Genomic DNA, 14,373 nt, shown 5'->3' with positions numbered 1-14,373 from the left:
TTAGTTAAATGGAAATTTGAATAAATCGTATCTTACACCAAAGGCCGGGGTAAATCTGTGTTGCTTCTCCCCGGATATGTTTTGATTGCCCTGAGTAGAGTTAAAATTGAGAACCGCGTTTATTGAAACGTTATTGATTTTAAGCTCTGCGCCTACTCCAACTGATGACCGATTGCTTGTTGGGTTATATGCTCCACGCAACTGAATCATAAGCTGATAAATATTATCGTTCCTTAATTCGTAATCGTAGTATGGTAGATTATTTACTTTGAAAGTGTCTATGCTATTCGTAATGCGTAAATAGTTTCGCTCCGGACTGAAAAGACTTTTAGGGTTACGTTTGGTAGCAAATTCATAGAAGTTGATGAAGGCATCTTTATTTGTTCCCTGCTGTCCAGGTTTAATGTTTTGGACAATGATATTCCTTCTTGCTTCTGTTGCTAATGCTAATTGTGTCGTTGCGTTTAAAAATTTTGAACGAAACATATCAATACTGTCACGCATTGATTTACGCTCAAATTTGAACTGATCTCTCAATTGTTTTTCAAGGGCCAGCTGAACGGTATCCATCTTTTTATCAAGGGCTGAACCGTCAATCGCCGGAACCGGTATCTGCTCCTGCTCTATGTGTTCGGTATCAACCGCTTCCTTTATCTCCTTAATGCCCTGAGCCACTTTAGGAAGTTCCTTTTCAAATATTTTATTGCTTTTGACCACAATGGTATTTAGCTCTTTAAGCCTATCATCCAGTTTATAATTGCAGTACGCAAAATATCCTGCCGTTAGCCATCCGGCTATGCCAAATAATAAAATTGCTTTATTTTTCATCTTTTAGGATTTTTTGTGCCGGCGGAATAAGTCCGGAATTAAGTTTTACTTTTACCATGCTTATCGTATCTCTCGCTGATCTCAAATCACGTTTTAAATCTTCATTCAGTTTATAATCGGCTATCCTGCTTTCCTGAACTCTAAAGGTTCGTTCATTCGCCTCAGCCACTTGCTTTGATAATTCTGATCGTTCTTCTTCTTTAAGTCCACCCTTATTATTTAAGATGAATACGAGAAGGAGAATAATCACCCCAAATTGAACCTTGCTCACTGCCGCCCAGGGAAATTTTTGTATCTGGTCTACTGTTGGGATTTCTGGTAATTGCTCTGACATCGACAAGCATATTCGGTTATGATATAATATTATATTAATCGTTTATATTTTAAGGCGTAAGTTTCCCTACGCCTTAAAGCTTTCTATCCTAGACGATAAATTTTTGCTACTGTAGCAGATGTAAAGTATAAACGGAAGATACCTACAGCGCCGGCAGCAGTTACCAATGAATCTCCACCAGTAATAACCGCAGTTGCAGCGGTAATACCAGTTGCTAAACCTAAAGTTACAGCGTTCGCTCCTGCCGAATTATCTACAGCGAATTCATACCATGTTCCTCGGGCAGCTTTTAATGCCGTAGCTAAAGTTGTTGCAGTTGGTAACGTTGCCGTAACAGCGGCCGAAGATGTACTTGTAATTACACCGGCCTTCAGCTGAGCAACTGTTAAACTACCTGTTGCATTCTGCGTTACCAAACGATGCGTTTTAACTGAAGTCTGGAAAGGCATCAATGCAGATGGTACATCAACTTCATTACCTAAATAAAAGTTGTGTGGTTCTTCCTTCACAAATAATTGCGAGATTGAACTGAATTTTCTTGTACTTGCCAAGAATTTTGCTAACGTGCCATTAAAGGGATTTAGCGTTGGGATAAGCTTCATAGCTGTTTATTTAAGTTAAGAATTATATTTAAATTGTTCTACCAGGAATAATCACGCGATGTCCTGTTCCACCTTCCGCCTGCATACCAAACCAATAGTTGGAGTCCATTGCTACCTGACCGTTCGCTCCTACACCTGTTGAAGCTGTTGGTATACATCCCTCAAACAAAACTTTTTTACCATCTCGTAACCAAAAAACCTAACTAACCTTAAAATTATCATACTCATACCCCCCTCCATTTGGCCCGCCATCCTCGATCACAAAGCCAACGAAAGTATTTAAGCCTTTGTTAATCGAATTGACTTCCAAAACAATATTTCCATCAATGAATACATAGATATAATTTATATCGACCTTGACCTTGATAGACAAATTAGTATTTATAGGAGTTACCCTTGCTGTTGCTCCTAAAACTTGATATTCATCATCAAAGGCATAAACTTGAATAAATTGTGGGTTAAGATATATACCCACAAAATCTCCGTTAAGATCACCTCTTACTATTAACCCTCCGTTGCTGTTCAAGGCTTTTAGGACAACATCACATTCAATCGTGTACCTGACATTTTTAGTGTCAAATAGTAATTTGTTTGTTCTAAGCGATCCATTTAAAACGGAACAGTATAGTTTATTATCCAAAATACCCCATGTACCGCTCAATGGTATCCAAGGTTCATTCGGCAGCACAAGGTTTCCAGCACTTATTGAATTATTTGCTCTATTAAAATCGTCATATATGACGGTGGAGATTGAGGGTTTATAATCGCTATCCCCAATTCTGGAATACCTTATTCCAGGAGAAATAAATGGGGATGCTTTTAAATAATTTAGTTCTGAATTTAAGTAATTTTCAGGACCAACTATATGGTATTTGATGTTTGCGAAACTACCTGTATTGTTATCTAAAATATCGTATTCGTTTTTCATCCACCCAAGAGAGGTATTTTCTGTATCCAATTCACCAATTACTATAAAGGCTTTTCCTTCAAAAACGATGTTATTTACGCACCATTGCGCTAGAATCCTTGACGAAAAGCTAGAGTGAATATTTGATTTAACAACATAACCATTTACACATGTACCAACATAAAGGTTATGATTGTCTGAATGTTCAGAAAGCGATATACCATTAAAGTAATTTGCAACATAAATATTTCTTAAACTTTGATAACCCCAATTACATGTGCTTTTAGTTCTTATTCCCCATCCCTCTGTAGGTTTAATAGATTTAGATGGTGCTGACTCATTGTCACAAACGACATTAGACATATCGATCATCCCAGCATACTCCATATCTATTGCATTCATGTTATTTTTAACATCCAGAACTCCATTTGTAGAGTTTACCCTACACCTAATGTTAACTATACTTATAAATGTGTTATTAATCAAAACTGCTAAACCGTCACAAATACCGCCCAAATCCGTATATGATAACCCTAATAGACATGCGTTTGACTGATTAATAGTAGATTGCAATATTATGCCTTTCTTTGGGTTCGACTGCGATCTAGGTAAGTAATCAGAGTATGGGTTTGGCGGTAACTCCCCTACAAGAGATATACTTCCTAAGTTGTCGATTGCTGAAAAACCACCACTATAAGGGAAATATATTTGTGCATTATTTACTGGATTCCCATAAGGGTCAACGTTTCTTGGTGAAGAAGTAAATAGATAAGGCTTTGTGGAATAAGGCACATAAACAATACCATTATACGTGCCGTCAATTAAACATTCCTCCATTGAGTCCTGAAATGCCTTAGTATTATCAGTTCCGTATAAACCTATCTTATCAGAAACCGTATTGGATGCGTTAATAGATAGAACCACAGACGTTGCAGATACAAAGGATAATATAGTTCCTATCAACCTGCCCCCAGACACACCAGCTTCTCCTACTTCTATATATTTACTCACATCGCCAGATACAAATATTGGAGATGCTACAGTAAGCACTGGAGAGCCTGATGTCATTGAAGCCCCATTGAAGTAAGTTCCGTCACCTATAGCTCCATAAGTCACTACACTAATCTTTCTTCCCCCTAAAATATCGTATAATTGATTAACAGATGGTTTGATTTGATTGAACTCTTCTGCGGTTAGCTGTTCTCCTGTTGCTTTTAGTGGTATTGTTATTTTTGACATAATATTTTATCTTAAGAAAGTGTAAAAGGAAATGTATAAGTAAATTGTTCTGTTGGTGGTGTAATAGGATTGGTAACGGTTATTTCCTGATCTCCACTAGATACGGTCTGATATTTATCAGGTGGCGTATAGGTTGTTACACCAATCTTAAATGGTTCATCTGAGCCTATCTCTATAATGTCTCCATCATCCGTTACTATAGTTATTGAATCACCCGATGGTATGACTTGATTATCTCCATTTGGCAAATAAACGGTAATGTCGTTATCCGTAGTGTTGTGGATTATAATAAATACATCTACGGGTGTTGGCGTATAAAGCTGATAGTTGCCCATTCTAAAGTACTGGCCATCAAAAAATCCTTTTCCTGAATTGAAAGTAATTGTACCTAATCCATCATTCTCATAGTCAATACCAACTTGATACATCACAACACCCTCTTTTTGAATCATTGGATTTAATCCAATTAGGATAGGGTTGTAATAAATCAATCTTTCATCTTCTCCATTATCCTCCATATCAGCCCAAAAAACATCTAGCCAATCTGGTCGATCATCTCCATCAATAATTATCGTAACATCACGACCTGGAATGTTTACATTTGGATCTAATTGGTATGAACCGCCAAAGCCATGAATACCCATCATCAATAACTTATATATCGCCTGAGTGCCATCATCGTTAGAATTTTGGACTATATCATAGGTTAAGGCATTAATCCATCTACGAATACAAATAAGATCGCCGAAAGAACAATGGCGTTCGCCCTTTTTTATTCGGCCACGAAGCTTTTTTAATTCGGAAAGATTATAAAGTTTTGCTCTATTTACACCATCCTGTATGATATCCAAACCAACCATAATTAAACAGCGGTTTTTAGGAAGGTATTTGCAGCATCAATATTTTCTTGAAATTCGATTGAATCACCAATTGGAATAGCATCTTCTGCAGCATCTTTGAATAACTGAGATTTACCGAACGCATCACAATGTTTCATGTGGCAACATCCACCTTGAAGATAAGGCTTAGCTGCTTGCATGTAAATCCTGTAGAATCCCGAGCGAACTAATTTGGTGTAACTTGCCACGCCCGCCAAAATCAAAGTGGCATCAATCCATTGATCTTTCTCTATTGGAAAACGAATAATGTTTTTATCGGATCCAGATGTTGGAAATTGAATAGTGGCAATTACATCTCCGTATGCATCTTTAACAATCAATTGATTTGTGGTGAATTGACTTTCCTGATAACCCTGATCGTTCGTTCCAAAATTGGAAGTGTTTGTGTATATAATGGTTCTACCATCATCACTTTGTTGTACAGAAAGATCGGGAGTAAATACCATTTGAAATACTATAATTATGTATAACACAAAATTATCTTATTTGAGTTGTTATATAGTTTATATGGCATAGCATTATAGTTCGCAGAATACAGCGTAAAAAAACGCCTAGCAATTTAATGTTAGGCGTTCCGTTGGTGCAAGCAATCTAATTTTCAACTGCCTCGAATGAGGCTAGGAAGAACACAAATATAGTTTCAATTAATTTGCGAATAAATAGCATTATACTTCGCTTTTTTATTTAAGAAACTTAGCCCATTTCTTCTGAAAGTCACTTTGCTTTTTCTTTAATTCTTCAAGATTCTTATAACCACCTTCGATGCTTTTCTGATATTCGGATTGTAAACGGTCAAGACTGTTCTGGTAATCAGATGAAGTTAACTTTCCTTCATTATAATTTTCTTGAAGGCGTTGCATCTTTCTTGCGTTTGTGGCTGCAGTATTCTTAATGGTTTCAGCTTGTGAACGCAAGTCATTCGTGATGGAAAACAATTGCTTTTCAGCTGTCTTTTTATAATCACCATCCTTAAAGTCCTGAATCTTAACAGCGAAATTAATCAGCGACTGCGCCATGGTTCGGGTTCTGCCATAAAAATCTTCTCCATACTTAGCGTTCAAGTAAGTATCCTGAATAAGCCCACCATTTGGAATCCATGTCCTCAAAGCGTTTGATGCTTTGTTTTCCATCTTTTTTTGATCAGTAACGCCGCTAGCCCGGTACCTTGTAGCGTCCGGATCCTGAATAGACTTACCTCTAAAATCAGTATCAATCATTATATTGTAGAGCGTACCTAAAATCGGGTCCTGACCAAATGGAACATCGAACTCATTTCCCTTTCCATATCCTTGCATGGTAACTGTTTTAAACGGAGCAAATTTGCTGGCCATCGAACTTAATGCGCCATCTTCTGCATTATCGAAGTAGAAATAAGGCGTAAGATACCTGGCGAGATTAACCTCTCCTATTTTAGTTTTATAAACCAAAGGAATATTCACAAAACCTAAATCCATTTTTGGGATGAAAGGCCTACTCTCACGAAGTTCTTTTTCGTCTTCCGATTCTGAAGCGCCGATTTTAAGCAATTGAGGAAGCATGTAAAGTCCGGCCAAATACAAAGCTGTACTCAATGGTTTTTTTGACACAGCATTACCAGTAATCCTCATTAAATCTGCAGGGAATTTAATGAAAGGATTCCCAAAAATTGGAGTTTTACTTGCAACATCCCATGCCTTACCTACCGTAGCATAATTTTGAAATCCTTCGTAAACTTTTTTCTGAGCTTGCTCATTTGTCAGACCTTCTGCCTTAAATATTTTGTATGCATTAATTTTTGCCCAATCATCGGAACCACCATACAAATCCATTGCGCCTTTATCCAGCTTTTTCCACCATTTGTATGGATTCCAGTTTTTATTTCCAATGGAGTTTTCTTCTTCCGCTTTAGCTTGTTGCAATATAGAATTGGCGTTCTCAGTATTAGGCATCAAATCTGATCGTAAAATATCAGTTCCAATTAAGCCTGTCGCCAATAATTCTTCATAATCACCATCTTTTGCCTTAATACTTTTATAAGCTGCTTTGGCGCCACTAAACCAACGAACAAAATCTATTCCCGCCATCTGAGCGAAAACAATATTAGATGTAAAGTTACCTAACTGTACAAATGGATTAAGTACGGTTAACCCCTTCTTTATGCTTTTTCGAGCCCATGTTCTATCGTACATTTTCAACCCATCATAAAGTAGATTGAGTTGTTTATTAACAAACATGTATCCCTTTAAATCTTCGGCGACAAATGATGCAACATACTTACCATCCAAAGCTCCGTAAGCTTTACTTTCCATCTTAACAAAATTTGCTGGAATATTACCAGTGCCCGTATGAACAAGTTCTTTTGCGTTACGATTGATGTGATTGATATAAGTCATGATGGCACTGTTCGTGTCCAATTCCATCATCCTTTTTGCCACCAGATAAACAGGGTCGCGTAGTATGGCATTTTTACTTTCATCAGAAAGTGCATCAAGCCCTTTTCTGCGCTTGAAGGGATTGAGGTTTAACTTGTCGCCAACTTGTTCCTGATAGCTGTCAAGAGCTTCTTGAACCTCTGAAGGTAATTCAAATGTTTCGTACATACGCGGAACGTAGGTTCCTTTATACTTATCGAAAACATCTTGTGAAATAAAGCCTAAAGCAAAGTTTTTGAAGTGAACATCATCCAGATTTTTCCTTACCTCATCAAATAATTGTTTTTCTTCTGCAGTTAAATCATTGTATGTCAAATTCGGTGGAACGTTTGGCTTATTCATATTGGTCTGTCCTCCTAATCCTTGCTGATAAAATTCAGGATCCAATACAACATGAACTCGTTCTAAGCTTTCGGTATTACCGTCAACGATAGAATAAAGACTTCTCATGATTTTACTCATGTTATGAACAGCCATATTCTTGCCGCCGATTAAACCAAGCTTCATATTGATATCATTCGCATTCCTGGCAATACCGCCTAAAACAGAAGATGCCAATGATGATGCCCATTGTTTAGCAGTGCTTTTGGAGGTTCTCCACGCTTTTAGATTATCTGCGACTGCATTTGTTATCCGAGAAGTAAGCTTCTCGAATATTGCAGTTTCAAGTTTGTTGACACCTTTTTGGATGGCAGAAACTATCTTAAACGGATTTAAAACAGATTGCGCAATAATTTTGGCGTCAGCATCCTCATTAGTATTTGCCAAATCAACTTCTTTGCCATCTATTTCAACTTTTGACGGATTAATAATGGTATTCACTTCCGAAGGAACAACTTTACTTTCTTTAATAACCCGTTCACTTAACGTCATCAAATAATCTGCAAGGTCTTTATCTTGTATGTCGTTTTTCTGCCGGGAAATATCTTTTTCCCCATAAAATTTAGCTTTAAAAAATGACACAATGGTATCATAAAGTCTTTGAAGCAGGTTTTTTTCTTTAAATTTTATGGTTCTTAGTTTATCTGCAAAACGTTTATTAGTAAACACTTCTGATAATAACTCAAATTCATTTAATGTCCCATAATACTCATATGGATTAATCTGTCTACTTTCGATCAACTTTAAAATATCTTTCTCATTATTGGGTAATCCTAAAGTTTCTCTTATAATCTTCAAAACATCTGAAATCTCTTTTTTGAATGAGTTATTATTGGTTAGTTCATACTCAGTTGCAGCATGAGTTAATTCATGTAATAAGGTGTAAAATAATTCGTCAGCATCTTCCAAATTGGAAGAGTTTATTAAAACCTGACCCGTATCAGTAACATACAACCCTGCGAAGTTCTTTGAAATTGAGGCATTAGCATCTATTCTAATGTTTTTGTTGGTAGATAACACTCTTTCTAAAAAATCTAAAGTTCTATTTGCATATTGATCATCTAGGAAGAACTCGCGAGCGCTTTTTATTGCAGATGAAAGGTTTTTTATAGAGCTGATGATATCTTGTGTAATAGGTACACCGCTATATCCAAAAGAGGACGTGAGTGGTCTGACGTTTTTTGTGTTAGTATGTTTTTCTATCTCTTTGTCATATTTTGAATTGATATCATTAAACTGCTTGGTAAAAAAAGACCACATGCTTCTTCCGTTTTGATTTCTATTTAATCCACTTCGCCTAATGAACTCTTCATAGTCATTTTTTTTAATTAAGTCTATTAATGGACCTTTTTTGTTTAAATCATACCAAGGCTTAACAAAAACATTATATAATTCTATTGTTCTTAGTTTTTCTATTTTTTTAACTTCCGCTGTTGAATCAGGTAATTCCATATCAAATTGACCTTCGGCTTCTTGTGCGGCTGAAAGTTCTTCACGAGATTTAGCTAATTCCTTTTGAGCTTCACGTAACTCGTTTGCTTTATCAGTAACGATTTTTTGCTGATCAGCTTTATCATTGAATAATGATTGAGTTTTATTATCACCTAATAAGTTGGATTGGTTTTCCTTTAAATTTTTATTCAATGATTCTTGAAGCTTGCTGGCTTCACGCTGTAATTCAACTACTCGGTTGGTGGCATCGGCAACTGATCGCTCTGCGCTGGCAATTCGTTTTGTTCCTTCGGTATCTCCGGCTGCTGGCTCAGTTGTTGTTCCTCCGACTTCCTCTGGTCCGATCTCTGCAAGATTTCCTGTACTTTCGGGTTCAACGATTTCTTGATCCAGTTGCGTTTCTCCTGGGTTGTCATTTCTTGTTCCTGTTTCATTATTTTCGAAAATTAGTTGTGCTTTTATGTCATTAAATACTTCTTCTCCATAGAGAAATTCCATTTGTTCCTGTAGAAAATCAATATTATTTAAAGTTATGCCTTCTGAATCAATTACACGAGTTAATTCAGTTTCAATATCATCAATTTGTTCATCTGGAGTATTATTGATTGTTTCCAATGATGCATCAACAATTTCCTGAGCTGAACGCTGATTAAGTTTCTTTCCTGTTTGTTCAAAGTAGGCTTCGTTAATTTGGCGTAAACGAGCATTACCACTTGGTTGCCTAACGGTTTGTGGCCCATTTGGATATTTATCTATAAAATCAATGATATCCTGTGGCGTAACAACTTCGTTTCCATCGAACTTAGTATCGTTTATTTCCTGGGCAATCTGATCTGCACTTAATGCATCTTTCTTAAAATAGCTTCTTGCTTTACTTGCAGTAATATTGTTTTTATCACCAATATCGCCATAGCTTTCGCGGTTTATAGAGAAAGGCATATCAGCAATCGCTGATTCAATATTTGTTAAAGAAGGAGCATTTACTTCTTCATTATACATTGTAGCTAATTCATCGGGCGTTTTTCCTGTAAATTCAGTAGCCTCGACTTCTGTATCATTACTGAAATTCTTTGTTGTATAATGAATGTATTTTTCAAGGTAATCCTGGCTACGATAATCATTGTTGCCAATAAGCTTTTCTTTAGTTCTTAATACCTGATCAACTTTATTATCTGGAATGGATTTGTTATTTATTGTACTAAGTATATCGTTTATTCCTTGATTAACGGAAGTTTCATCGTTAAAATCGATGTTTGCTAAAGTTGCCAATGCTGATTCGCCCTGCTCTCTGCTGTTTTCGTTATAATCAAGTTGCCTTAACTGATCGACACTTCCCTTTTCGGATGATTGATTAGTATTGTTAATGTTTTTAAATTCCACACTTTTTTGGCGAAGGAATTCGTACTTCTTTTCACCCTCTAATCCCAATCGTTCTGCTTCCCATACCGCTTGTTGGTAAGCATTTTGTTCAGCCTCAGTATCAAATTGAAGGTTATTAATATTTTGATTTTCCTGATCAGCGATGGTATTAGGCAGAATCGGTTCCACAGGTGGCTTTGGTAAGGTTACAATTTGTTCATCGTAAATACCGTCCTCTACTGTTGCGATGATTGATTGGCCATCTGCCAATTGTTCTTTATAAAACCCTGTTCTTTTTTTACCATCAGCATCAACAAATTCAATGGTGGAACCAACCTCAAAGTTTTGTCCTTCTGGAATTGTAGAGATAACTGATTTGCTTTCTGATTTATCATCTTGTACTAGATCATTTTCAGCAATGCTGGTTAATTCCTGTGAAGATTCAATACCTGTTTTAGAGGCCTTCTCTGCTCTAGCTTTTATTTCTGCTACTTCTGCTGGAGTGGTTGCGTTGGCAAGTTCTTCTGATAAGGATTCAAGTTCTGCTGCAGATGTTTCAATGTTTGAATTTAGCTCAGCCTTATTTTCGGCTGTCGGATTTTCTGCTTCGGAATTGGCTGCTAACAATTCTTGAATTTTAATTTTTTGTTGAACAAGGTATTCTCTGGCCTTTTCACTTAATCCCGGATCTTCTAATTCTTGATTGATGCGCTCATAAGATTCCAGGTTCAACTTTGTTTTTCTGCCAGCCACACCATTAATAATTGATGCGCCAACACCCATTATTCCACCACCAACTCCTTCTTGTGCTCCGGCATAGGCAACACGTTTGAGATTATCAATTATACCATCCCACGATTTAACATCAGATGTATCGAATATAGGCTTGCCAGTTTGCTTATTTAGCAACAATTCAGAACCAATCGTAACTACTTCCTGAGAGGAACCAGTTGCAAATTCAATCAGAAAACCTTCAACTGCTCGTTTACCTACTTTTCCAAACTTTCCTGTTAAATCAACTAAATTGGAATTTATAAATTTTGTAAGTGCATCAGCAGTAACTTTTCCACCTCCAGCCTCAGCCGCTTCGCTAATAGCTCTATTAGTTATTGCTTGGGAAATTTGGGTTGTTCTTGGCCCAAATATTCTATCAAAACCAGCTTTTTCTAAAAGTCCGTTTACGGTACCAACTCCGAGAGCGTAGATACTTTTTGTTAAATCATCAATTTCCCCATTGGTATCATTTGCTTCTACAGATTGAAGTCCAGCATCGTAACCTTGACCGATCATTGCCGCCATTCTAATTGGTGCCGGCGCAAGCATAGCGGGAATCGATTGCGCTACCCCACCAATAGAACTTGTAAGAAACTCATTATCATATCTTGCGGTTAAGCCATCATCAATATCACCACCTATTTTTTCAGAAAGATAATTTCTAACTAATGGTGCAATTTCTTTACGGTAATCTGTAAGTATCTGCTTCTGCGAAGCAATTTCCTCGGCGGTTCTCGGCTTAGGTTGGAAATCTGCATTGTAACTATAACCTTGATCTGGCGAATTAGCCATTACTGTAGCACCTAAATCACCAACAAAATTGACCAATGAACCAATTCCATTCAGTAATTTATTGTAAACGTATGTCGCCCGGTTTCCATCACGATTTTCATCTGCAACACCGGTAGTAATAGAACCGCTATCTGAGGATAAGGCATTTAATCCCTTATCTAATTCCTTTTTATCCCCTTGGTAAGCTGATTGAATTTGTTTAAGTTTCTCAGTTTGTGTTTTTAATGCAGGGCTAATCCTCTCATTGTTCATCAAAAGGTTTGCTTGCTCAGTCATATTATTTGACTGAGGCATTCCTGCATTAAGTGGATTGTTTGTTAACGGCTTACCTATTGTTACAGGAAAAGGATTCTTTTCTCTGTTAATTACTTCTTCCTTAACATCAGAAGGAACAACATCATTTAAAGAAAAACTTGTAAACGGATTTACGGAACCAGGAACTGGTTTATTAATCGGAGCTTGGAAAGTGGGTGATGGCGTACCAGATGTTGCCAATCCATTCGGCGAAGCGACTGGAGAAACTACGGGCGTTTTTTTTTTAGTATCCGTTACATCATCGAAATCTTCCGGAGTGAAAACCCTTTTTGGTTGGGTAGCTACGGCTGCTGGTTTTTTATTAATTACAAACGGATTATCCTCTTGACTTTGGCTGTTTTCCATTACTGAATACTATTTAGGTAGTTTGCTGCTTGCGCTTTTAATTCTGCTTCACTAAAGTTTTGACCTTTATTATATTGACGAATTACTTGTAGTGCTGCTCTTTTCTTGTCAGATTCATCCGGCATTGATTTAATTGCCGTATCCCACATCTTAACTCGATCATAAGCTTTATCGAATTTCTTATCTAAGGCTTGGCCAGTTACAGGAACTATGAGTTTTCTTGAAGTTGCTTTTGATAAAATATAGTTTGGATCTGCCGGCACCTTTTCTTCGCCATACAATAGTTCGTCATATTGGATGTTGCCATTTTTGGGCACCTTTTTACCTTTTATGATAAGCTTTCCTTCTTTCATTAAACGAAGCATCTTATCATCTAGGATGGTTTCGTTACCATTGAATCGTAAAACGGGTTTAATATGAACCTGTCCTCCTGAAATATTAAGAGGAGAAGCATTTTTAGTTTGTTCACCCGTTTCAGGATTAAAAGTTGACAAAGGAAGAAATGGTGTTTTTGAATTACCAACGTTTGAAGCAGCAAAAGAAGTAGATGGCCTCATTTCCTTACCTTGTACTCCTAATTTCGGAACAGAAACATTTGTAATAACATTGGATACTATCGCATCAGGGTTAGCGGCTAACGCTTCATCAGCCCATTTAGATTTATTATGGTTATGACTTTCTATAGCTCTACCTTCGGCGCTTCTAGCACGTTGGTTTTGTTCTGCGGCGAATACCCTCGTGATATCGGTAGTGGCTTTGTTTTCAAGGTTATCTGCATAATCTTTCACGTATCTGCCAGCTGCCTGGTTTTGTTTCTTTGCAAAATCAAAAGCCGATTTGCGGATTGCATCTGTATTACTTACATCATAGCCTTTCTGTTGAAGATAGGCTGGTAAATTTGGATCTGTAGCCAGGGTATTGATAACGGCATCTTCGAAATTTTTTCCTTCAGTGTTAAAATACGTTTTACCATCTTGCGTTCGCGTAGGGAAACCACCAATGTATGCGCCGGTGTCACCTCCAGATTTTTCAATAAGATATTTTGCCGCCGGCGTATTCAAAGAAGAAATAGCTTGGCCAACATTACCGCTGCGATTTACTTTTGTGGTATCGTAGGTTCCATCATTACGTTTGACGTAGGATATTTGACCGTTAGAATCTTTGATTGCATCAGACGTAGAATAAATCCGCTTCAATTCTTGTGGCTTGAACTTACCACTCATGAAATCATCAATAGAAGCATTCTGGTAAGATTGTAAAACTGGAATGCCGTTTTCAAAACGATCAGGTTCCTTCCCTACCATTGCGGCATCACGTTCGTATGCTGTTTGCAAATCTTTGGTGGCAGATGCTTTAGCTAATAATTGGTTTCTTTTTTGGAGAAATTCTCTATCTGTATTTATTGATTTACCGTTCTGGCTTGCTGTTAATGCATAAGTATTTAGAGCATCAAAATCTTTTTGAAGCTCATTTGCCCTTGCGCCCCAATGTGAACCTATTTTTAAATCACCAATTTCTTTTGCGTTGGCATCTGAAATTTCCTGCTGACGTTTTAATAATGCAGCCTGACGTAATCTTTCACGTTCATTCGCATCAGCAATACCAGCTTGATACACACCAATGGCTTGGTTTCTTGGTAAAACATATGCTTGACCAGATCCCTCTTGTCCTCTGTAAACGGAATTTAAGCCTTCAATTAATGCCATTGGAAATGTAAATTATTGTAAATCTAAAT

Annotated in this window: 9 protein-coding genes; all 9 read right to left on the bottom strand. The window is 37.1% G+C overall.

The features are described 5' to 3' along the window. Entirely contained in the window at positions 1–828 is an 828-nt protein-coding gene (locus ACZZZK_RS23320) for a hypothetical protein (protein ID WP_463486244.1), read from the bottom strand. Further along, positions 818–1,162: a hypothetical protein gene (locus ACZZZK_RS23315; protein WP_463486243.1), complete on the bottom strand. Its 345-nt coding sequence runs from the start codon at positions 1,160–1,162 to the stop codon at positions 818–820. The genes ACZZZK_RS23320 and ACZZZK_RS23315 overlap by 11 nt, the downstream gene beginning before the upstream one ends. Before the next feature lie 83 nt (positions 1,163–1,245). After that, entirely contained in the window at positions 1,246–1,764 is a 519-nt protein-coding gene (locus tag ACZZZK_RS23310; protein WP_463486242.1) for a hypothetical protein, read from the bottom strand. Positions 1,765–1,792: 28 nt separating this feature from the next. Next, positions 1,793–1,933, bottom strand: a complete 141-nt coding sequence (locus tag ACZZZK_RS23305; RefSeq protein WP_463486241.1) for a hypothetical protein — start codon at positions 1,931–1,933, stop codon at positions 1,793–1,795. A 30-nt stretch (positions 1,934–1,963) separates the two neighbouring features. Further along, positions 1,964–3,910, bottom strand: coding sequence for a hypothetical protein (locus tag ACZZZK_RS23300; protein WP_463486240.1), 1,947 nt, complete (start codon positions 3,908–3,910; stop codon positions 1,964–1,966). Between the two features lie 11 nt (positions 3,911–3,921). Continuing rightward, positions 3,922–4,761, bottom strand: coding sequence for a hypothetical protein (locus tag ACZZZK_RS23295; protein WP_463486239.1), 840 nt, complete (start codon positions 4,759–4,761; stop codon positions 3,922–3,924). An 11-nt stretch (positions 4,762–4,772) separates the two neighbouring features. Further along, entirely contained in the window at positions 4,773–5,255 is a 483-nt protein-coding gene (locus ACZZZK_RS23290; protein WP_463486238.1) for a hypothetical protein, read from the bottom strand. Positions 5,256–5,489: 234 nt separating this feature from the next. Continuing rightward, positions 5,490–12,638, bottom strand: a complete 7,149-nt coding sequence (locus ACZZZK_RS23285) for a hypothetical protein (RefSeq protein WP_463486237.1) — start codon at positions 12,636–12,638, stop codon at positions 5,490–5,492. Then, the gene (locus ACZZZK_RS23280) at positions 12,638–14,344 is read right to left on the bottom strand and encodes a hypothetical protein (protein ID WP_463486236.1); all 1,707 of its coding nucleotides are present in this window, start codon (positions 14,342–14,344) and stop codon (positions 12,638–12,640) included. Before ACZZZK_RS23280 ends, ACZZZK_RS23285 begins: the two co-directional genes overlap by 1 nt. Positions 14,345–14,373: the final 29 nt, after the last annotated feature.

It is taken from the genome of Pedobacter sp. AC163, from assembly GCF_979258665.1.
Note: the sequence above shows the minus strand (reverse complement) of the source record. Positions and strands in the feature narration are given on the sequence as shown.

Coding starts and splice junctions, on each gene's coding strand:
- ACZZZK_RS23320 (WP_463486244.1), bottom strand. CDS start 828: ATGAAAAATAAAGCAATTTTATTATTTGGCATAGCCGGATGGCTAACG.
- ACZZZK_RS23315 (WP_463486243.1), bottom strand. CDS start 1,162: ATGTCAGAGCAATTACCAGAAATCCCAACAGTAGACCAGATACAAAAA.
- ACZZZK_RS23310 (WP_463486242.1), bottom strand. CDS start 1,764: ATGAAGCTTATCCCAACGCTAAATCCCTTTAATGGCACGTTAGCAAAA.
- ACZZZK_RS23300 (WP_463486240.1), bottom strand. CDS start 3,910: ATGTCAAAAATAACAATACCACTAAAAGCAACAGGAGAACAGCTAACC.
- ACZZZK_RS23290 (WP_463486238.1), bottom strand. CDS start 5,255: ATGGTATTTACTCCCGATCTTTCTGTACAACAAAGTGATGATGGTAGA.
- ACZZZK_RS23285 (WP_463486237.1), bottom strand. CDS start 12,638: ATGGAAAACAGCCAAAGTCAAGAGGATAATCCGTTTGTAATTAATAAA.
- ACZZZK_RS23280 (WP_463486236.1), bottom strand. CDS start 14,344: ATGGCATTAATTGAAGGCTTAAATTCCGTTTACAGAGGACAAGAGGGA.